The organism is Paraburkholderia sp. UCT70, assembly GCF_050434085.1.
GTDB classification, from domain to species: Bacteria; Pseudomonadota; Gammaproteobacteria; order Burkholderiales; family Burkholderiaceae; genus Paraburkholderia; species Paraburkholderia tuberum.
In genome coordinates this window covers 1813502-1833044 of sequence record NZ_JBNPVZ010000002.1, presented here as the reverse complement: position 1 = coordinate 1833044, position 19543 = coordinate 1813502, and the positions used below count along the sequence as shown (strand labels likewise).

At 66.9% G+C, this 19543-nt stretch carries 16 protein-coding genes; 7 read left to right on the top strand and 9 right to left on the bottom strand.

Features of this window, described 5'->3' with window-relative positions:
- The first annotated feature begins 2 nt into the window (after positions 1–2).
- Both OKW41_RS10830 and bluB read left to right on the top strand, forming a co-directional pair.
- Positions 3–1382, top strand: coding sequence for a cobyrinate a,c-diamide synthase (locus OKW41_RS10830; protein WP_429572467.1), 1380 nt, complete (start codon positions 3–5; stop codon positions 1380–1382).
- A complete protein-coding gene (gene bluB, locus OKW41_RS10825) occupies positions 1366–2025 on the top strand; it encodes a 5,6-dimethylbenzimidazole synthase (protein WP_429572466.1) in 660 nt (219 codons plus the stop codon). Before OKW41_RS10830 ends, bluB begins: the two co-directional genes overlap by 17 nt.
- 36 nt (positions 2026–2061) lie before the next feature.
- Here bluB and OKW41_RS10820 read toward each other — a convergent pair whose 3' ends face one another.
- From OKW41_RS10820 to OKW41_RS10785, 8 genes are all read right to left on the bottom strand, one after another.
- Positions 2062–2676: a DUF4136 domain-containing protein gene (locus tag OKW41_RS10820; RefSeq protein ID WP_429443337.1), complete on the bottom strand. Its 615-nt coding sequence runs from the start codon at positions 2674–2676 to the stop codon at positions 2062–2064.
- A 42-nt stretch (positions 2677–2718) separates the two neighbouring features.
- Positions 2719–5205, bottom strand: a complete 2487-nt coding sequence (locus OKW41_RS10815; RefSeq protein WP_429572465.1) for a CHASE2 domain-containing protein — start codon at positions 5203–5205, stop codon at positions 2719–2721.
- Between the two features lie 66 nt (positions 5206–5271).
- Positions 5272–6723, bottom strand: a complete 1452-nt coding sequence (locus OKW41_RS10810; RefSeq protein ID WP_429572464.1) for a FecR domain-containing protein — start codon at positions 6721–6723, stop codon at positions 5272–5274.
- Positions 6720–7460 carry a response regulator transcription factor gene (locus tag OKW41_RS10805; RefSeq protein WP_429443331.1) on the bottom strand — a complete coding sequence of 247 codons (741 nt, stop codon included), beginning with the start codon at positions 7458–7460 and terminating at the stop codon, positions 6720–6722. Before OKW41_RS10805 ends, OKW41_RS10810 begins: the two co-directional genes overlap by 4 nt.
- Positions 7461–8495: 1035 nt before the next feature.
- Positions 8496–12002, bottom strand: a complete 3507-nt coding sequence (locus tag OKW41_RS10800; RefSeq protein ID WP_429573383.1) for an SNF2-related protein — start codon at positions 12000–12002, stop codon at positions 8496–8498.
- A gap of 197 nt (positions 12003–12199) precedes the next feature.
- On the bottom strand, positions 12200–12739 hold the full coding sequence (locus OKW41_RS10795) for a cytochrome b (RefSeq protein ID WP_429443327.1): 540 nt from the start codon (positions 12737–12739) through the stop codon (positions 12200–12202).
- Positions 12736–13791, bottom strand: coding sequence for a catalase family peroxidase (locus OKW41_RS10790; RefSeq protein ID WP_429573382.1), 1056 nt, complete (start codon positions 13789–13791; stop codon positions 12736–12738). Before OKW41_RS10790 ends, OKW41_RS10795 begins: the two co-directional genes overlap by 4 nt.
- A 194-nt stretch (positions 13792–13985) precedes the next feature.
- Positions 13986–14258, bottom strand: a complete 273-nt coding sequence (locus OKW41_RS10785) for a DUF4148 domain-containing protein (protein ID WP_184008560.1) — start codon at positions 14256–14258, stop codon at positions 13986–13988.
- Positions 14259–14424: 166 nt separating this feature from the next.
- Between OKW41_RS10785 and OKW41_RS10780 the strand changes: the two genes are divergently transcribed.
- The 3 genes from OKW41_RS10780 to OKW41_RS10770 all read left to right on the top strand — a co-directional run bounded on the left by OKW41_RS10780 (position 14425) and on the right by OKW41_RS10770 (position 16675).
- Complete coding sequence (locus OKW41_RS10780) at positions 14425–15150, top strand: anti-sigma factor family protein (RefSeq protein ID WP_429572463.1); 726 nt, start codon at positions 14425–14427, stop codon at positions 15148–15150.
- Positions 15151–15308: 158 nt separating this feature from the next.
- Entirely contained in the window at positions 15309–15827 is a 519-nt protein-coding gene (locus tag OKW41_RS10775; RefSeq protein ID WP_018421072.1) for a sigma-70 family RNA polymerase sigma factor, read from the top strand.
- A complete protein-coding gene (locus OKW41_RS10770; RefSeq protein WP_429572462.1) occupies positions 15824–16675 on the top strand; it encodes an anti-sigma factor family protein in 852 nt (283 codons plus the stop codon). Before OKW41_RS10775 ends, OKW41_RS10770 begins: the two co-directional genes overlap by 4 nt.
- A 33-nt stretch (positions 16676–16708) precedes the next feature.
- On the opposite strand, the gene OKW41_RS10765 is transcribed toward OKW41_RS10770, so the two are convergent.
- On the bottom strand, positions 16709–17620 hold the full coding sequence (locus tag OKW41_RS10765; RefSeq protein ID WP_429572461.1) for a helix-turn-helix domain-containing protein: 912 nt from the start codon (positions 17618–17620) through the stop codon (positions 16709–16711).
- Positions 17621–17858: 238 nt separating this feature from the next.
- Here OKW41_RS10765 and OKW41_RS10760 point away from each other — a divergent pair, with 238 nt between their 5' ends.
- Positions 17859–18764 (top strand): NAD(P)H-binding protein, encoded by a 906-nt coding sequence (locus OKW41_RS10760; RefSeq protein ID WP_429572460.1) that lies wholly within the window; start codon positions 17859–17861, stop codon positions 18762–18764.
- Entirely contained in the window at positions 18761–19057 is a 297-nt protein-coding gene (locus tag OKW41_RS10755; protein WP_429572459.1) for a hypothetical protein, read from the top strand. The genes OKW41_RS10760 and OKW41_RS10755 overlap by 4 nt, the downstream gene beginning before the upstream one ends.
- Positions 19058–19543: the final 486 nt, after the last annotated feature.

Sequence of the window (19543 nt, the reverse complement as noted above, 5' to 3'; positions counted from 1 at the left end):
CGATGTCGGCGTCCCCCAACGGTGCTTCGTCCGGGGCGCCCCCCAAGAGGACTTGCTCCGCGGCGTCCCCCCAGGGGACTTCCTTCGGGGCGTGCCCCGCGCTGTTCATCAGCGCGCCCGCGTCGGGACAAGGCAAAACCACGATCACCGCCGGTCTCGCGCGCTATCACCGGCGGCTCGGACGTCGCGTGCGCGTGTTCAAGACCGGACCGGATTTTCTCGATCCGATGATCCTCGCGCGCGCGAGCGGCGCGCCGGTGCTGTCGCTCGATCTGTGGATGGTCGGCGAAAGCGCATGTCGCAACCTGCTCGCGCGGGCGGCGCAAGAAGCCGATCTGATCCTGATCGAAGGCGTGATGGGCCTGTTCGACGGCACGCCGAGCAGCGCCGATCTGGCGACCACGTTCGGCGTGCCGGTGCTCGCGGTGATTTCCGCGCAGGCGATGGCGCAGACCTTCGGCGCGCTCGCATTCGGCCTTGCGCGCTTCAGACCACAACTGCCGTTCCACGGCGTGCTCGCGAATCGCGTCGGCTCCGCTCGGCACGCGCAGATGCTGCAGGAAGCGCTGCCGCCCGGGTTGCGCTGGTGCGGCCACCTCGCCGCGAGCGACGAGATCACGCTGCCCGACCGCCACCTCGGCCTACACCAGGCCGATGAAATCGACGATCTCGAAGCGCGCCTGGAACGCGCGGCGGATACGCTCGCGTCGACCGCGCTCGCCGAACTGCCGCGCCCGGTCGATTTCGGCGTGCCCTCGCCCGAAGTGCTGCCGCGTCTGCTCGAAGGCAAGCACATCGCGATCGCGCGCGACGCCGCGTTCTCGTTCATCTATCCGGCCAACGTCGCGCTGCTCGAAGCGCTCGGCGCGCGGCTCAGCTATTTCTCGCCGCTTGCCGACGAAGCGTTGCCCGCCGGCACGCACGCGCTCTATCTGCCGGGCGGCTATCCCGAGCTGCATCTGGCGACGCTCGCGGGCAACTCGACCAGCGCGGCATCGATCCGCGCGCACGTCGAGGCGGACAAACCGGTGGTCGCCGAGTGCGGCGGCATGCTCTATCTGCTCGACACGCTGACCGACGCGCAAGGCACTAGCACGCCGATGCTGGGCCTGCTACCCGGTCACGCGACGATGCAAACGCGCTTCACGTCGCTCGGCATGCAGCAGATCGATGGCGTCCACGGCACGCTGACCGGCCACACGTTCCACTACTCGAAGCTCGCGACGCCGCTCGCGCCGCAGCGCTTCGCCACGCGCGCGCACAGCGACGCGCCCGGCGAAGCGGTGTTCCGCGTGGGCCCGATTGTGGCAACCTATATGCACGCTTACTGGCCCTCCAACCCGGCTTTCACGGCCGCCCTCTTTCATGGCGCAACCTTTTGACGACTCCGAGCGCGATGCGGTCTATCGCGCGATTTACGAACGCCGCGACATGCGCCACTTCGTGCCCGATCCGGTCGATCCGGCGGTGCTGCGGCGTCTGCTCGACGCGGCGCATCACGCGCCGAGCGTCGGCTACATGCAGCCGTGGCGCATCGTGCGCATCACCGACGCGGCGCTGCGCACGGGCTTGCGCGACATCGTCGAGCGCGAACGGCTCGCCACCGCCGACGCGCTCGGCAAGCGCCGCGACGAGTTCATGAAGCTGAAGGTGGAAGGCATGCGCGAATGCGCGGAACTGCTGGTGATCGCGTTGATGGACGGGCGCGAGCGACACGTCTTCGGCCGTCGCACGCTGCCGGAGATGGATCTCGCGTCGGTCGCGTGCGCGATCCAGAACATGTGGCTCGCCGCGCGCGCGGAAGGACTCGGGCTTGGTTGGGTGTCGCTATTCGATGTCGACGCGGTGCACCAGCTACTGGCGATGCCGGAAGGCGCGCGGCCGGTCGCGATTCTGTGCCTCGGCCACGTCGCTGCCTTCTATAGCGAGCCGATGCTCGAAACGGAGCGCTGGGCGAGCCGTCTGCCGCTCGCCGATTGCGTGTTCGAAAACCGCTGGCCGCAAGACGAGCCGGCGCAGGAATAACTGATACTCGCGGCCCCGGCGATCCGAGGCGGTGTTTTAACGCTGCAGCGGTTCCATCGAGTCGATGTTCGGCACACCGCTCGTCTTGTCGATGCTGAGCTTCACACGCCAGTCGGCCGGCGCATCGAACGGCAGCTTCGCGAGCGCGGTTTTCACGAGCAACGGCAGTGCATGCAGCGGGTCCGCATCGCGATCCATGAACACCGCGCCGACCTTGTAGCGCTCGGCGCCGCTCGCGTAGTCGAAAAAGCGCAGCGTCAGCGCGTGCTGATACTTGCGCCCAAACAACAGCGCGCCTGGACCGTCGCTGCCCGCGCCGCAATCGGCGGGCGCGCAATCCTCACCACCGATGCCGATCGACGCCGGCCGCGTGCTATACGCCATCGACAGCAGATAATGCGCGGGCTTGCCCGCCGTATCGACGAACCCGTGTTTCGCCAACTCGTCGCGCAACAGCTTTTCGACTTGCGGATGGTCGACGCTGTCGTCCTGCGGCTGCGTGCGTGCGAGCCAATAGGTCTGCTCGCCTTGCAGCGCAACGGCGCGGTCGGCGCCGTTAGCGGAGACGGTGTGCACGTCGGCGCTCAGGCCCGCGCAAGCGGTGAGGCTCGCCGCGGCCAGCGCGGCACAGAGGTGAGCGATCTTTGCCATTTTTTGTTTTCTCTCTAGTACATCGAATACATCAAAGGCGCATCAGACGCGCGGTCCGATCGATTCGTCGAGGGGCGCGTCGTCGAGCGCGGGCAGCCAGATCGTGAAGGCCGTCCCCTCGCCGGGCGCGCTGACGACTTCGACGCTGCCACCGTGGCGCGTGACGACGGTTTTGACGAACGCCATGCCGAGTCCCGCCCCGCCCACTTCCGGCCGCTCCGCCTCGTGAAAACGGCGAAAGCGCTCGAACAATCCCGCTTGCTGCTCCTCAGGAATGCCATAGCCCTGGTCGCGGATCGTGCACGACACGCGCGGCGCCTCGCTGCCCGCGCGCTTTGCCGCCGGCTGGCCAGCGAAGCTGCATACGATGCGCGTGTCGGGCGGACTGTACTTGACCGCGTTGTTCAGGATATTGACGAGCGCGCGTGTCATCAGCGAGCGGTCGGCGCAGATCCAGGGATCGTGGTCGGCGTCGTCGCCGGATTCCGTATGCAGCGCGATGCGCTTCGCATGCGCCTGCGGCCAGACCTCGTCGCTCGCATCGATGACGAGTTCGGTCAGACTCAGCGGCTCGAGCACATAGGCCTGCGATTCGGCGCGCGCCAGTTGCACGAAGTCGTCGGCAAGCGTGAGCGCGCGTTGCGCGTAGCGTTCGATGCGCTCCAGCACGCTGCGCGCGAGCGCAGGCTCGGTCCGCGCGCGCTCGATCTCGACCAGCGCAATGATCGACGCCTGCGGCGAGCGCATGTCGTGCGACAGCAGCCGCAGCGCGTCTTCGCGCTGACGCTCGGCCGCATGGAGCGCCGACACATCGACGAGACCGGCGATCCAGCCGGTCGTCTCGCCCTGCGCATTGGTGCAGGTCGCATAGCGCAGCAGATGGTCGCGCTCGTTCGCGTCGCGCACCTCGACGCCCTGCGCCATCAGCGCCGCGAACTCGCCGCGCGTCGGATCGAGGAGCGCCGGCCAGTGCGCGTGCGCGGACAGATTGCGCTCGTTGTCCGTGACCGCGCCGGTGTCGATCGTCTTCACGAGCGTGAGACCACCGAGCACGCTCTGCATCGGCTGGCCCTCGGGCATCGGCGCGCCTAGCCGAGCGAAATGCGCTTTCGCCGCGTGATTCGCGATCAGCACGACGCCGGCCACGTCGCTGACGAGAATCGGCTCCGGCACGCTATCGAGGCTGTCCCACACGAAGCGCTTGATGTCCTGCACCCGTTGCGCAGCCTGAGCCATCAGCGCCATGTGCTGCGCGAGCACGTCGCCGCCGAATTCGCGGCGGCGCTTCGGCGTCTCGGGCAGCAGATGCGGCTCGTCGGCGAGACGTTGCAGTTCGCCGCGCAGATACGCCATCGTCATTTCGAGGCGTCGCCAGTTCCAGATCGGATAGACGATCACGACGCCGAGGATCGCCGGCACCGGCGAGATCCACAGCCTGCCGCCGTACAGCAGCAGCGCGCTGCCGGTCGCGGCGAGCAGCACCAGCGCGCCGGTCAGCAACAACGAGCGGCGCGGCGACAGCACGAGGAAGCCGGCAAGCAGCGCGGCGAGCGGCCCGAGCGCCGCCGCGAACACGATCCACAGCGCGACCGGCTGGATCTCGCGGCCGCTCAGCAGCGTGTCGAGCACGGTCGCGTGGATGTAGACGCCGGGCAGCGGACCGAGCTCGCCCGATACCGGTGTCGCGAAGCGGTCGTACAGACCCGACGCCGTCACGCCGATCACGACGATGCGCCCGCGCAACTGATCGGCCGGCACCTTGCCGGCGAGCACGTCGGCGAAACTGAGCTTTGGGTAGTTCGCGGCGTTCGGGCCGAACGGAATCAGGAAGCGCTCTTCGCCGCCGTCGTCCCTGCCGCGTGCGGGCGCGTTCGAGGGGCGCCGCGGCAGCCCGCCGCGCAGACGCAGCTTGCCGTGTTCGACCGCGTCGGCGACGAGCACCGTCAGTTGCGGCCAGCGCGAGCGCTCGTCGCCCTGGAAGCGCGCGACGCTGCGCACGATGCCGTCGCTGTCCACTTCGAAATTGATGTGACCGAGCCCGGCAGCAGCCTGCGCGAGCGGCGCGACGGGTTCATCGACGGTGCGCTTGCCGCTCGCATCGGGCGGCGTCAGCAGCACGGGCAGATAGGTCGGGCTCAGCGCAATTGCGTGGGCGAGCTGGACGTCGTCGACATTGGGCTCGGTGAACAGTACGTCGTAGATCACCGCGGCAGGTCTGGCCGCGGCGATCTGCTCGAGCAGCCGCGCGTGCATGCTGCGCGGCCACGGCCAGCGGCCGAGTGCGTCGATGCTCGCGTTGTCGATCTCGACGACGACGATGTCGGACAGCAGCGGCTGCTCGCGCAGCTTCAGAAACTGGTCGTATACCAGCAGATCGATGCCGGCGCCGACGCGCCCGAACGACGTCAGCAGGATCACCACGAGACCGAGACAGCCAACGCTGACCCACTCGATCAGAAAGCGCCGGCCCGCCCGCCGTCCGAGACGGGCGCGCGGATCGAGGCTCAGTCGCGTAGAAGTGGCGGGCACGGGACGATGTAGTCGGGAACGGAAGGACGGACCGGCCAGCAGGCCGGCCCCGAGAATCTACCAGCGTCAGCGCGCAAGCGTAAAGGAGCGGACCGGACTGCTCTTTTCGTAGAAGCGGCCGTTGTCGAACTGCTCGGCGACGATCGTCCAGTAGTAGACGCCCGGAGGCAGATCGCTGATCACGAGTTCGCCGCCCGGCAGATCGGGGCGATCGATTACCGGATGGCTCAGTTCGGCCGTGTTCGCGAGCAGGAAGCGGAAACGGGTCGGCACGTTGCTGCGGCTGACGAACCAGCGGAACTCGTAGTCGCGGCTACCCGCGCGCTGCGCGGCCGAAGCGTCGAGCCCCAGCTGGCGGCGCTCGAACGCGTACACGTTCGGCAGGCCGTCGAGACCGTTGCTATCGGTCGACGCGACGCGCACGAAGTACGTGCCGTCGGGCAGATCGCCGAAGTCGGCATGCGGCGCGCTCACGCGCAGGTCTCGCACCAGGTCCAGTTGATCGGCGTCGTGCGAAATCTGCAGCCGATAGCCGACCGTGTGCTCGGCCGGGTTGACGTCGAACGCGACGCTCTTGCCGTCCTGCACGCGCGCCGGCCGCGCGAGCGCGGGTGCGGGCAACAGCTGGACCGGACTGCCGACCGCGGCGCCCGAGTGCGTGACGTTGCCGAAGCTTGCCTTGACCAGTTGCTCGGACGCCTGCAACGGCCTGCCTGGCGCCGGCGCGGCGCTCTGGCCATGCTGCGTGGCCGGATCGACGCCGACTGCGCCGTCGAGCACCGCCACCGCGGTGGTTTGCGTGTCGCCGTCGTAATCGACGCGGAAACGCGTGCCGCGCACCCCGGCGACCACCGAAGGCGAACGGATCTGGAAGCGATCTTCGCGTCGCTTCGCATGCGTGACGTGGCTCTCGACCTCGCCGGCGCGCAGCTCAAAGATGCGATCGGCGACGCCGGTCAGCGTGACGTGCCGCAGTCTCTCGATATTGAGTTCGCCGTTCTGCGCGACCGTCACGTATGAGCCGCCGGGCAGCTCGAGCGTCGCGAACCCGTTCGCGCCGGTGCGCAAGCGATCGCCTTCGGCAAGCGTTTCACCGGTTTTCAGCGGCAGATAGGGGCTCGAGTCGAACGCGTGCTCGACCGGACCGCTGGTCGCGACCACGCGAGCCGTGTCCCGATCCTGGCGCAGCCTTCGGGACGGCAAACGCAGCACGATGCCGGCCGCCATGCGGCGCGGCGCGGGCACCTGATTGAGGCTGCTCAACAGCGCCCAGTCGGTCGGATCGGCCATGTAGCGGGCGGCGATGTCATACAGCGTGTCGCCCTCGTGCGTCGTGTACGAAGCGTAGACCGGCGACGCCTTCGCTCCGGTCTTGCCGCGCGCGGGCTGCGCGTGCGCGAGCGCGCTCCACCCGGTCGTGCCCGTTGCGATCAGACAGGCCGCGGCAAGCCACGCGGCGGCGCGGCGGCCGGGCATGGCGGCGCTGCGCGATGCCGCCCCATCCACGCAGACCGTCACGCTTCCCCCGCTTCTTCAGTGGGTTCGTCGTCGGCGGTCGGTGGGGTGTCGGTTTCGATCCGCTCGAGGCGGTAGCCATAGCCGTAGATCGGCGTGAGCCGATAACCGTGCTCGGGGCGCAGACCGAGCTTGCTGCGCAACATCGACACATGAGTGTCCATCGTGCGCGACGGGATGTCCGTGGCCTGCTTCCAGATCACGTCGAGAATGTGTGCGCGCGACAACGGCCGGCTCATATGCTGGAACAGCAGCAGCGCGAGTTCGAACTCTTTCTGCGTGACGGAGACCGGGGTGCCGCGGACCACGACGTGCTTGACGCTCAGGTCGAACTCGAAGTCGCCGAAAACTTCCCTGGTTGCCGGCGGCTTCAGGTAATACGCGCGCCGCAGCAGCGAGCCAACCCGCGCGAGCAGCACGGCGCCAGACACGGGCTTGACGAGATAGTCGTCCGCACCGGTATTCAGAATCGAAGTGATGTCGGTTTCACGGCCGCGGCTCGTCATGAACAGCACCGGCAGGCGCTCGGACAGGCTTTCGCGCACCCAGCGAAGCACTTCTTCGCCGGACATGTCGGGAACGTTCCAGTCGAGCACGAGCAGATCGAACGTCTGACGACGCAACTGGCGCACGAGTTCGCGCCCTGCGCCATACGCGTGACAGACGTGTCCAGCGGCGGACAGCGTTTGACACACAAGGTCGGCCTGAGCCGAATCATCATCGAGGACTGCAATTCTCATAACACCCCACAACGCAACAGCGCCTTCATGGCTGACGGCCGGTATACCGGCTGACGACCGGGATGACGGCGCAGCACCGCCGATCCGGCTTTCCAAAAAATTCCGGCTGCCACTTTCTGATTAATGGTCCCTCGCCGTACCCCGCCATGACGCCGCTTTCATGAAGCGGAAATCAGCGCATAAATGCAATTTCCATAGCGATTATGCAGGGCAGATCATGATAATCGAAAACCTTCTTTCTTCCCGTTTGCCGTGTACCGGCAATCCGTCGCGAAAAACCCTAATCAGAAACGGCTGACGCGCTTTTCAGGTTTTTCTGGTCTGCCACCACTAGCCGGCGCCCGGGAGGAAGTGACACTGCGGACGGCAGATCCTTGCTGGAGCGGCTTTTTGACCACGCCCGCTTATCGGCCTTAAGATTCCCTTCAGGTACTCTTATTTAACAATTGCGTATTCAGTATAAGAATAATCTCAAAAGAAATCGTTTAAACATTGTTAGATTTTGTCCCGGTCGAGTTGTCATTCGAGACAGTCGGCTTGGTCGGGCGAGCGACTCAAAGCCGTCTTTTTGCATGAGGCATTCCACTGCTTCACATTGTTGGCCGACGCGATGACGCGCCGCGAGGCGGACCGTCAGCGGGTGATGCGCAGCGTTAGGGCCGCCGGCAAAAAAATGCGGCGCTGCCCCTGTCGAAGCAACGCCGCCCATAAACACTACACGCGCTCGCCGGGGTCTAACCGCACGAGTAACGTCAAGTTAGCTCGGGAAAAAGCCGTGCTCAAGATGAAAGAACTTCCTTTGTAACCGTTGGCGAAGTAGTTATTACGCGCCGCACCAGCCGCGCGCAACGCGCAAGTCCTACACAGCGCGAGTTCGAAATTGGTATGAGTTGAAGCCCTCATCGACGGTAATTTACATACACAGACGCTTTGTTACAGTGTGGCCCCCATTGGTGTTGCTGCTGCGCGTCAGATTTCCCTTGCGTGTCTGCGTGGCCCGTCTGCGTTGCCTCGTTCGGTCGCTTGCTGGCGCGTTCAACGCGCGCCTTCGATGTCCGGCATAGGCGCGAACAGCGCGTCGAGATCGTCGTCCGAGAACTTTGCGGCGCCGGCCGCATCTTCCGCGAGAATGCTGTCGGCGAGCCCGGCCTTGTGCTCCTGCAACGCGACGATCTTTTCCTCGATGCTGCCGGCTGCGATCAACTTGTACACGAATACCGGCTTGTCCTGTCCCAGCCGATGCGCGCGGTCGGTCGCCTGGTTCTCGGCGGCCGGGTTCCACCACGGGTCGTAGTGGATCACCGTGTCGGCGGCGGTCAGGTTCAGCCCCACGCCGCCGGCCTTCAGGCTGATCAGGAACAGCGGCACCTCGCCCTGCTGGAACCGCTCGACCGGGCTCACGCGATCGGCCGTGTCGCCCGTCAGCATGACGTACGGGATCGCGGCTTCGTCGAGCGCCTCGGCGATCAACGCGAGCATGCCGGTGAACTGCGAGAACAGCAGCACGCGGCGTCCCTCCTCGATCAGCTCGGGCAGCATCGACAGCAGCAGATCGAGCTTGGCCGAGCGCATCGCGCGCTCGCCGCCGCCCGTGGCAGCGCTGTCCGCGATACCGCTGGCGGTGCGCACGAGCCGTGGATCGCAGCACACCTGGCGCAGCTTCAGCAACGCATCGAGCACGATGATGTGGCTGCGCGCGAGCCCCTGCGCGCTGACCGCCGCGCGCACCTTCTGCTGCATCGCGGTGCGCACTGTTTCGTACAGGTCGCGCTGCGCGCCTTCGAGATCGACCGGACACACGATCGTCGTCTTCGGCGGCAGCTCCTTCGCGACCTCGTCCTTGCGACGGCGCAGCATGAACGGCCGGATGCGGCGCGCGAGCAACGCGCGGCGCACGTCGTCGCCGTTCTTTTCGATCGGATTGCGCCAGCGTCGCGTGAAGTCCTTCTGGCTGCCGAGAAAGCCCGGCAGCAGAAAATCGAATTGCGACCACAGCTCGCCGAGATGATTCTCGAGCGGCGTGCCCGTCAGGCACAGCCGATGCCGCGCCCGCAAGCCGCGAATCGCCTGGGCGGCTTTGGTGGTCGCGTTCTTCACGTACTGCGCCTCATCGAGAATCAGCAGATGATAGTCGTGCTCGGCGAGCACCTTCTGATCGCGCCACAACAGCGCATAAGTGGTCAGGATCAGCTCGGCTTCGCCGATCTGCTCGAAACGCTCCTTTCTCTGCGGCCCGTTCAGCACCAGCACTTTCAGCTCCGGCGCAAAGCGGCGCGCTTCCTCGCGCCAGTTGTGCACGAGCGTGGTCGGCACGACGATCAGCGCGGGATGCGTGAGCCGCCCCGCTTCCTTCTCGGCGAGAACGTGCGCGAGCGTCTGCACGGTTTTGCCGAGGCCCATGTCGTCGGCGAGCACGCCGGCCAGATCCTGTTCGCGCAGGAACTGCATCCAGTTCAGGCCCTGGTGCTGGTACCCGCGCAGCTCGGCCTTCAGCCCGCGCGGCACCGGCACTTCGCGCAGGCCCGGACCGGCTTGCAGACGGCGTGCGAGCTCGCGGATCGAATCGTCGCCGCTGAACTGCCAGCGGCCGGTGTCGTGCAGCGCATCGAGCCGACCCGCATCGACCGCGGGCACGCGCAGAGGCGCGCCTTCGGCAAGCGCGCCGCCGAGCGAATCGAACAGATCGACCAGCACGCGCACCACCGGCTTCAGACGATCGGCGCGCAACCGCAGGCGCTTGTTCTCCTCGGTCTTCAGCTCGATCGGCTCGTCGTCTCGAATACGCTCCAGCGCGCCAGAGAGCCAGCGCCGGTCGCGCCGGAACAGATCGGCCAGCAGCGGTTCGAGCCGCACGTTGCGCTCGCCGACGCGGATGCCCATCTCCAGATCGAACCAGCCGTCGCCAGCCTGCTGCGCGGTGCCGTCGATCGTGTCGATCTCGATCACGTTGTAGCGGAACTCGGGCGCCATCCTCACGCGCCAGCCCTTCGCGACCAGATCCGGCACCGCGTCGTTGACGAACTCGGACCACGCGTCGGTGTCGGGCAGACCGAGCATCGTGTCGGGCAACAGACGCGACGCATGCAGGTTGCGCGTCGGCACCTTTTGCAGACCGGTCTTGCGCAATTCCAGCAGACGCTTTTTCTCGGCGTCGTAGCGCCGGCGGATGTGAATCACGTCGCCGCCCGGCAGCGGCACCAGGGTCACGCTGCTGTCGGCGTTGATGCTGACACCGTCGTAGTCGAAGCTCACGGCGGCCAGTTCTACCGCAGCGGACTTGCGCTCCGCGGCCTTCGCGGCCTTCGCGGTTTTCGCCGTTTTGATGCCCTTCCCCGCGCCGGGCAGCGCATGGCTGTTCAGCGTCAGCACCGGCACTGGTTCGACGTCGATCACCCGAATCGCGGGCGCGTCGTGGGTCGGCGGCAGTGGCAACTCGGGCGCGATCTCGCGCAGCACCGACGCGACGAGCGGCGCCTCGGCGAGCGAGATCGGCGGCATCGCGAGGTAGTCGGGCAGTTGCTGGAACGGCAGCGACAGTGGCACGACGCCCGCCTCGTTGGCGACGCCGTCCACGTACCAGACCGGTTCGGTCGGCAGCACCATGCTCGCGCGCGGTTCGGTGCGCAGTACCGGGCGCAGGCGTTCGTCGGCGAGCGGCTCCCATTCGATGCGCCCGAGGCGGTCGGCGGCGCGCGCGAGCGGCGTCGGTCCGGCCTGGCCCGGCGCGATCCCGAAGTCGAAGAACAGGCGCCCGGTCGCGATCAGCTTCTGCAGCGTTTCCGCGCCACTCGTGCCTCGCAGCACGAACTGGCCCAGGTCCTCGCGCGAGCGACCGAGCCATAGGCCGCGGAGGATCGACAGGTCTTCGTCGGACACGAAGCGCGGCTGCCTGAGCAGCGCGCCTTCGACGTCGCCCCAGCTGTCGCCGACTTCGGCGATCACGCCGTCCGCGTCGCAACGCGCACGATGCAGCACGACTTCGTGGCGCATATGAAAACGCGACCAGTTGAGCCGATAGGCGAGCGTTTCCTTGCGCGTGGCGTCGAGCTTCCGGGTGGCTTCTTTTTCGGCGGCGTCGGCCGCGCGGGCGCGCGCGCGAAAACGCTCGAGCCAGCTGACCAGTTCGGGTCGCACACCTTGAGATGAAGATGGAGACGGTGATGGCGCCGGCGGCGCGCCCGGCACCGTAATCGGTCGCGCGATGAACACCTCCGACGTCGCCGGGTCACTGCCGTCCTCGACCTGCGTGATGTGATCCATCTCGTCGTGGTAGTCGAGTTCCGCGAGCAGCAGCGCCGCGACGTGCTTGCAATTGCGGCCGACCGGGCACGTGCATTTGCCTTCGGCCGACGGCGAGCCGCCATCGGTGCGAAAGCGAACCCGCGTCAGGTACGGCCGCGGCTGCGAGCCCTGCACGTCGCCCGACAGCGTGTCCCCCTGCCATTTGACGTTGCTGACCGCGCCCACCGAGCGCGCCTTGGCGACGGTGCGCTCACCGAGCCATTCCGCAATCCTTTCCCGATCGAAGAAAACTGATGACATCCGCGTGCATTCCTGTTCAAACCGGCGAAGGCAAGCGCGCGTGGACCATGACGGGGCGCCGCGCGACGCCCGGCCGATTCTGTCCAGTTGCGATTTGCCAGTGATAACCGGCCATTTTACGCGTTGGACGAAAATCGCCAGGGCGGGCGATCTGGACAGTTCGGGAGCAACCCGGTCAAGCCGCGGTTCGACCCATATTAGCGTCCGCCGCGGGCCATGCTGCCCCACACCCCGTCGCGCAGGATCAGCCCATGCAACAACGCCGCCGCCAGATGCAGCAGCACCGTCGCGAACAACGCGAACGCGAGCCACGTATGTAGCGCGCGCAGCAGCGCGAACAGCGCGACGTCGTGCGGTGCGATCGGCGGCAGATGCAGCGGACCGAACAGCGTGACCGGATAGCCGGCCGCCGATAGCATCGCCCAGCCGATCAGCGGCATCGCGAGCATCAGCCCGTACAGCACGAGGTGCGACGCATGCGCCGCGATTCGTTGCGGCTTCGACATGCGCGCAGGCAATGGCGGACTGCCGCGCATTACGCGCACCGCGAGCCGCACCAGCACGAGCAGCAGCAACGCGATGCCGAGCGGCCGATGCAGCGCGACCAACGCATCATGGGCACGCGATACCGTCGCCACCATGCCCACGCCGATAAACAGCATCGCGACGATCAGCGGCGCCATCGTCCAGTGCAGCAGCCGCGCGAGCGGACTGAAGTGAGTGCGGGTGCGCGTCATGAAGGCTCTCCGTTCGGCTGGGTTCGATGGATCTCGGGATGCAGCGCCTCCTCGCGCGTGCGGCGTTGGAACGACTGTGCGTAGGCCGCAGAGCGCGCGGCGAGCAGCGGATCGTCCGATGGCGCGATGCCGTCGGGCACGATCGTCGGATCGAAGTTGATGTCGCGGCAGGCGCCGTCTTCCTGCGACGTCGTGCGTTCGATCACGAGCGTCCCCGCGTCGACGCGCTGGCGGTCGTCGGGCCACTGCAGCGTCGCGTCGCTGGTCGGGTCGCCCGGTTGCGCGACGGTCAACAGCAGATGCCAGCGCAACGGTCCGTGTTGCAGACGCTCGTCGAGATCGGCGGCGAGGAAGTTCTTTTCGGCCTGCTGCGCCGCGGTGATCGGCGCGTAAGGCGTGTCGGGCACGACGGCCCAGCGCACGGCCCGCGTCGTGCCGTGGGCATCGGTAAACAGAAACGCGTCGATGCCGTAGTACGTGGCGGTCGCAAGGCTCGACGACGGCGCGTGCGACTTGATCCAGCGCTGGAACGGCTGCGTCTCGGGATTGGCCGCGTAGAACGCCTTCAGCTTCGCGGGGTCCGGTTTGCCGGTCGCAGGGTCGGGCTTCGTGGCCAGCAATTGCTGATAGAACTGCGCTGGCGTATGCACCGCGAACACCGGCGTCGAGTTCATGCCGGTACGCCACTGTTCGCCATCGCGAAGCCGGAACTGCAGCGCGAGACTGCGCACCGGCGAGCCCGTATCGGGCGCGGACGGATTGCCGCCGGGCACCGCGAAGCGACCCGACACCGGCGTGCGGCCCGGCGCGAACACTGCCGCGTGCGACAGCGCCGCGCCATTGCCGTTGCTGTCGAAATAGCCGTCGACGCACAGGCCCTTGGCGTGATTGCGTCGATAGCCGGGATGCGGGCCCGCGACCGCCTCGAACGTATCGATGATGCTTGGGGCGGTCAGACGCGCGGGCGTCAGCCACCCCGCGGTGAAGGCGAAGCCGCCCGCGAGCGCGAGCGCGACCGCGCCGATCGCGGCGAGCCGGCATGGCACGCAGATCGGCCGCGGGTCGGAGCCGGCGGGGTTGGGTTTGGGTTCGAAGGGTGGTGTCACGGAAACTCCTTGCCGGATGGATCGATGATTCGATCGACGAATCGACCAACGTACGGGCGAACACGCCTCGCTACGGTCTATTCCATCCGGCCCTGGCGCGCACATTCAAACCCATTCGCGCGCCAGTGGCCGATGCTGCTTCAATGGGTGCCAACGGCCGGCGCTCCCGAGTTCGCGACGTGGCTCGCGGCGACCGCCGCTTGCGCGGCGAGCGCCTGCTTGCGCTGCTCGACCTGACGTGCGAACACGGGACTGACATCGGGATACGACGCGTCGGTGATGTAGTCGAGACCGTTCTGCTGCGCCTCGATCAGTTCCTGGTACACCTGAGCACGTGTCTTGCCCTGCGCAAACGCGCTCGACGAAGCGGCGAGAACGACGAACGACAAAGCAACGAACGAAAGCTTTTTCATGATCGACTCCTTGGAGAGTTGTGCGGGTTCGCACCAGGGAGAACCACGGGTGGGCAGCGTTTATTCCTGTATTGGCGGCGCGAAAAAAACATCGCCGGCGCGGGGAATAAATGTCCCCGCCGCCGTGTTTGCCGTCCGATAGCAGCAATCAAGACCGCGCATCATCATGACCTCGACTCACCGCCCCTCCGGCGCTCCGCCCTCCGAAGACGACATCCAGGCCTATGCGGACGGCACGCTGACGCCCGAGCGCGCCGCGTCGCTGCGCGACTATCTCGGCAAGCATCCGGCGGAAGCACGGCGTGTCGCCTTTTACGACCGCTTGAACGCACAGATCCAGGCCACGTTTCAGACCGCCGAGGAGCCCGCGCCTGGGCACCTCGGCGGATCGCGCCCGCTGCGCATGCGCCCGCAACCGGGTGGTCGCGCACGCCGAACGCTCGTCGCGCTCGTCGCGCTCGCGCTGATGCTGAGCGCCATCAGCGGTTGGCTCCTGGCGACTCAGGTGTCGGCACGAGCGCTCGATAATGCCGCCGTGATGGCGCTCGCCGAAGCCACCGCACGGCCCTTTTCCTCGGCATCGCCGACGCGCGTCGATCCAGCCGCGCCGGATCTCGGCGCGATCGGCCTGCGCCTCGTCGAGCAACGCGTGCTGCGGCTCGGGCCATTGCAGCGCGCGGACGAACTCGTCTATCTGAACGGCGATCAGCAACCGGTGGTCGTGCTGTCGGCCGCGGCGCCGTTTGCGCGGGAAGAGCCACAGTGGGCCGCGCGCCGCATCGGCGAGCTGCGGCTGTTGACGTGGACCGCGCGGCGGCAGCGTTTCGTCGTCGCGGGCAATGCGCGCACCCACGGCCTGATGCGCGCCGCCGACGTGATGAGCGCGCGCTGACGCCGGTGCGCGCGGCCCTCGCGGAATAAAATGCGCTGACAGGTGTTTGCAGTTCGAACGCATCGTGCGACGGAAGCCTCCGCGACCGGCCCGGCGCGTATCGATCCCGACGCGAGTGAAGCCGATGCCACCCCCACGCCCCTTGACCGGGATCAACCATGGATGTCCGTGACGAGCTGATCGAGCACGTGCCGCGTCTGCGGCGCTATGCGCGGGCGCTGATCAACAATCGAGAGCTCGCGGACGACCTCGTGCAGGACACGCTCGAGCGCGCGCTCGGCCGCACCCGTCTGTTCCAGCCGGGCACCGATCTGCGCGCGTGGCTGTTCACCATCATGCACAACGTCTTCGCGAATCAGGCGCGCAAGGCGTCGGCGCGCGCGGTCCACGTCGCGGTCGACGACGACAGCATCGCCGAAAGCGAGCTCGCGGTGCCATCGGGCCAGACGCGTTCGCTCGAAATGCGCGACCTCGACTACGCGTTGCAGCGGCTGCCGGTCGAACAGCGCGAGGTGGTGCTGCTGGTCGGTCTCGAGGAGATGAGCTATGCCGATGTCGCGCTCGCGCTGAACGTTCCGATCGGCACGGTGATGTCGCGGCTCTCGCGCGGACGCGAACGGCTGCGGGCTTTGATGGCGGGCGCCCAGCCCGGTGCGAAATTACAGGTGGTGCGATGAGCGAGCCGCAAATGCCGATCGGCGAAGAAGACTTGCACGCGTACGTGGACGGCACGCTGTCCGGCGAGCGGCGTGACGAGGTGGAGCGCGCGCTCGAACAGAATCCGGAGCTGGCCGCGCGCGTCAGCGATTACTTTTCGCTCAATGGTCTGCTTCACGAGCGCTACGACCGCGTGCTCAGCGAGCCCGTGCCGAAGCGTCTGCAGACCGGTGCGCCGCGCCGCGCGCGAGCGGCCGCGAACTGGCCGCGTTTTGCCGCGCAGTTCGCGGGCATGGCCGCGGCGCTCGTGCTCGGCGTGGGCATCGGCATGCACAGGAACGATCTGATTCCACCGGTTGCGATCGATCGAACCGACCCAGGGGCCGAAACGCAAGCCGGAAATCGTCCGGTCAGCGCGGACAGCGCCGAGGGCTTCGCGCGCCAGGCGGCGCTCGCGCACGTCGTCTACATGCCGGCGATCGACCGGCCGGGCGACATGAGCGCCGATCGCGAGCAGGACTTCGTGCAATGGCTCGCGAACCGGCTCGGCACCGAGGTCCATCCGCCGATGCTGTCCAGGAGCGGATTCATGCTGTCAGGCGGCCGCCTGCTGCCCGGCGACGACGGTCCGACGGCCCAGTTCATGTATCGCGGACCGAACGGCGAGCGCGTCACATTGTGCATCTCGCATCGTCGCGAGAACGCGAATACGACCGCGTTCAAGCTGTATCAGGCGGGGCCCGTCAACGTGTTCTATTGGGTCGACGGCGATTTTGGCTATGCGGTGTCGGGTGGGATCGATCGCAAGGAGCTGCTGCAGCTCGCGCATGATGTCTACGCGCAGTTGACGGGGGCCGCGCCCGGTTGAAGCGGATGCGTTCCGCGCCGCGCGGTTCGCGCATCAACGTCGTGTCTTCTCCTGCCCCGACATGGCCGTGTCATCGCGCGCGGCGCCGCGCAGTTCACGCGGCGTTGCACCAAGCAAACGCGACATCCAGTGCGCCATATGGCTCTGATGCGCAAAGCCCGTTTCGAGCGCGATCTGGCTTGCGCTGAGGCGTCCTTGCAGCAGCAGCGTTCGCGCGCGCTCGACCCTGCGCTGTACCACGTACTGATGCACGGGCACACCGAGCGTGTCGCGAAACAGCGCCTTGAAATGCGGCACGCTCAGTTGCGCCTGCGCGGCGAGCTCGTCGAGCGTCAGACGCTGATCGAGATGCGCGTCGATAAACTCGATCACACGTGCGGCCGTGCGCGGCGCGAGCGTACGCCGCCGGTTGCCCGGCATGGGTTCGACGCCGATCAGACGCACCAGCATCGCCGTACACAGACTTTCGGCGTAGAGCGGATCGGACGCATCGTCCGCTTCGAGCTCCGCGCGCAGCGCCCAGGCGAGATGCTGAAAGCGCGGATCGCGCATCTGGAAGCGCGGACGCAGCTGCGCGTCGGCCGAGTTCAACGCGAGTTGCTCGACGGTCCGTCGCGCGAAGTCCTCTGCAAACCAGACGCTGAAAATCGTGCAGGCGGCGTCATCGTTCCACTGACCTTCGAGCCCCGCGGGGATCACGTCGGCATCGCCGTGCGCCTGAATCCGCGTGTGGCGGCGCGCATCGCACAGACAGCGCGCAGTCACCGGCGCTCCAACGTGCACGCCCACGCGATGATGGCGAAACGCGGACATCCGATGCAAACCGGCCGACACGTTGACCAGCTCCGCACCGAAGCCTTGCCAGCCAAGCGCCCTGCTCGTGCGCACGGCGATGCGCGAGCCGCTGTGCGGCGCAGGCGCGGGAATCGGGGTGACGGCGTTCATCGCTTGTCTCCTGAGTGAGCTGAATGACGGCGAGATGCCTGCATTGTGCGGCGTTTTTGGCAGGTTCGCCGGCGTGACGGAATTTCGTAGCTCGCGAACAGCCAACGCGACTCGCGCGACCTGCGCGGCATCGGCGTAAAAAATCATCCAGATCTGCGCAAAGTCATCCAGATCTGAGCGCCTCGGGAGCACCGCGTCCGTACCATCACGTCATAGCGATCCTCAAAAGGAGCACAACGTGTTCGTCATTTTCGGAGCGACCGGTCACGTGGGACACGCGAGCGCAACCGCCTTGCGTCGCGCGGGCCACCAGGTACGCGCGGTGGTGCGCGACGCAACGCAAGCCGAAGCGCTCGCGGCAATCGGCTGCGAGATCGCGATCGCCGACCTGAACGACCCACAGCGGGTCGCGCGCGCGATCGACGGCGCGCAGGCAGTGCAATGGCTCTGTCCGGTGCCGGGAGCGCATGACGATCCCGCGGCCGCCATGCGGCGCATCATCGACGCGGGCGTCGCGGCTTTGCGCATCAGCGCGCCACCGCGGCTCCTCGCGCTATCCGACTACGGCGCCGAGCACGCGGATGGCACCGGCATCACGACGCTGTTCCACTACCTCGAAACGCAGTTGCGCACCGTCGCGTCCTCGCTGATCTTGTTGCGCGCCGCCGAGCACATGCAGAACTGGGCACGCGTGCTGCCGGTCGCGCTCGGCCGGGGCGCGCTGCCGAGTCTGCATGATCCGCTCGACAAGCTGTTTCCGACTGTCGCGGCGCAGGACGTCGGCGAGCTTGCCGCGCAGTTGCTGCTCGATGAAGGGCCTTCGCGCGCGACGCCACGGGTGGTCAGTATCGAAGGGAAAGAGCGGGTAAGCGCGCTCGACGTCGCGCGTACCTTGGCGGAACTGTCCGGGCGGCCGGTCATCGCCCACCGGGTGCCGCGCGACGAATGGAGTGCCGTGTTGCGCGGCGCCGGGCTCGGCGAGCGGCACGCCCAACTGATCGTCGATCTGTACGACGCGCACAACGCTGGACGCATCGACGTCGAGGCGAATATCAGCGAGCGACGCTTCGGCGCCACGACGTTGCGACAGGTATTGAAGGCGCTGCTATCGGGCGTGGCCGGTACGGCAGCGGCGGCGCGGTGATCCGCGTGGATGTCCGGCAAGCGGACGGCGTGGCGCGGCGCGAACAGCGTCGAAGGCGTTCAACACTGGAGAGACAGCATGCAGACCTGCCCGTTGCTTCGCGCATCGATCGACGCCAGATCAACGAAAAACGCAATGCGACGGATGCAGTGCGTAGCGTCAACACCGTCAACACCGTCAACGCACCCGAGCTCACGCGCCGAGCGCTGGCTGCGCATAGCGATAAGGCTATCGAGCTTCATGGGCTGGCGCGCGCTTGCCAATCTGCTCGCCGCGATTCCCGACAGCAATGACGATTTCGGCGTGTTCTAGGGCCTGTTCGCGCTAATAACGGGCTTGCGAACGTGCCTTTCCGCGCGTAGTGCAAGGAGAGAGGAGCGCCGTTTGGCCGAGCCAAACAAGCGACGACCGACGCCGCAATACGGGCGGAAAGGCACGTTCCCCTGTTTTAAAAAAACCTTCAAGGGGCTGGCCGCCAGAAGGGCCGATCGCCGCGTCATACTCCTTGCGAATACGTCGGGTATTCGTTGCGTCGCAATCCTTGCGTTCGGCCCTTCTGGCGGCCAGCGCAAGCCCGTTATTAGCGTGAACAGGCCCTAGGTTCTCAGTCATAAGCCGCGGGCGGGTCAAGCGGCGCTGAAGGTGCCGGCCTGGTGGCAAGCACCGCGCCGCAAGCCGCCACCAACCCGCTTATCGAGCGGGTTTACTCGTTCTCGTCGAAATAGTGACGCGGGCGAGCCTTCTCGTACAAACCTACGCCAAAGCTTACGCCGGACCAC

Coding starts and splice junctions, on each gene's coding strand:
- OKW41_RS10830 (WP_429572467.1), top strand. CDS start 3: ATGTCGGCGTCCCCCAACGGTGCTTCGTCCGGGGCGCCCCCCAAGAGG.
- bluB (WP_429572466.1), top strand. CDS start 1,366: ATGGCGCAACCTTTTGACGACTCCGAGCGCGATGCGGTCTATCGCGCG.
- OKW41_RS10820 (WP_429443337.1), bottom strand. CDS start 2,676: ATGGCAAAGATCGCTCACCTCTGTGCCGCGCTGGCCGCGGCGAGCCTC.
- OKW41_RS10805 (WP_429443331.1), bottom strand. CDS start 7,460: ATGAGAATTGCAGTCCTCGATGATGATTCGGCTCAGGCCGACCTTGTG.
- OKW41_RS10800 (WP_429573383.1), bottom strand. CDS start 12,002: ATGTCATCAGTTTTCTTCGATCGGGAAAGGATTGCGGAATGGCTCGGT.
- OKW41_RS10795 (WP_429443327.1), bottom strand. CDS start 12,739: ATGACGCGCACCCGCACTCACTTCAGTCCGCTCGCGCGGCTGCTGCAC.
- OKW41_RS10785 (WP_184008560.1), bottom strand. CDS start 14,258: ATGAAAAAGCTTTCGTTCGTTGCTTTGTCGTTCGTCGTTCTCGCCGCT.
- OKW41_RS10780 (WP_429572463.1), top strand. CDS start 14,425: ATGACCTCGACTCACCGCCCCTCCGGCGCTCCGCCCTCCGAAGACGAC.
- OKW41_RS10775 (WP_018421072.1), top strand. CDS start 15,309: ATGGATGTCCGTGACGAGCTGATCGAGCACGTGCCGCGTCTGCGGCGC.
- OKW41_RS10770 (WP_429572462.1), top strand. CDS start 15,824: ATGAGCGAGCCGCAAATGCCGATCGGCGAAGAAGACTTGCACGCGTAC.
- OKW41_RS10765 (WP_429572461.1), bottom strand. CDS start 17,620: ATGAACGCCGTCACCCCGATTCCCGCGCCTGCGCCGCACAGCGGCTCG.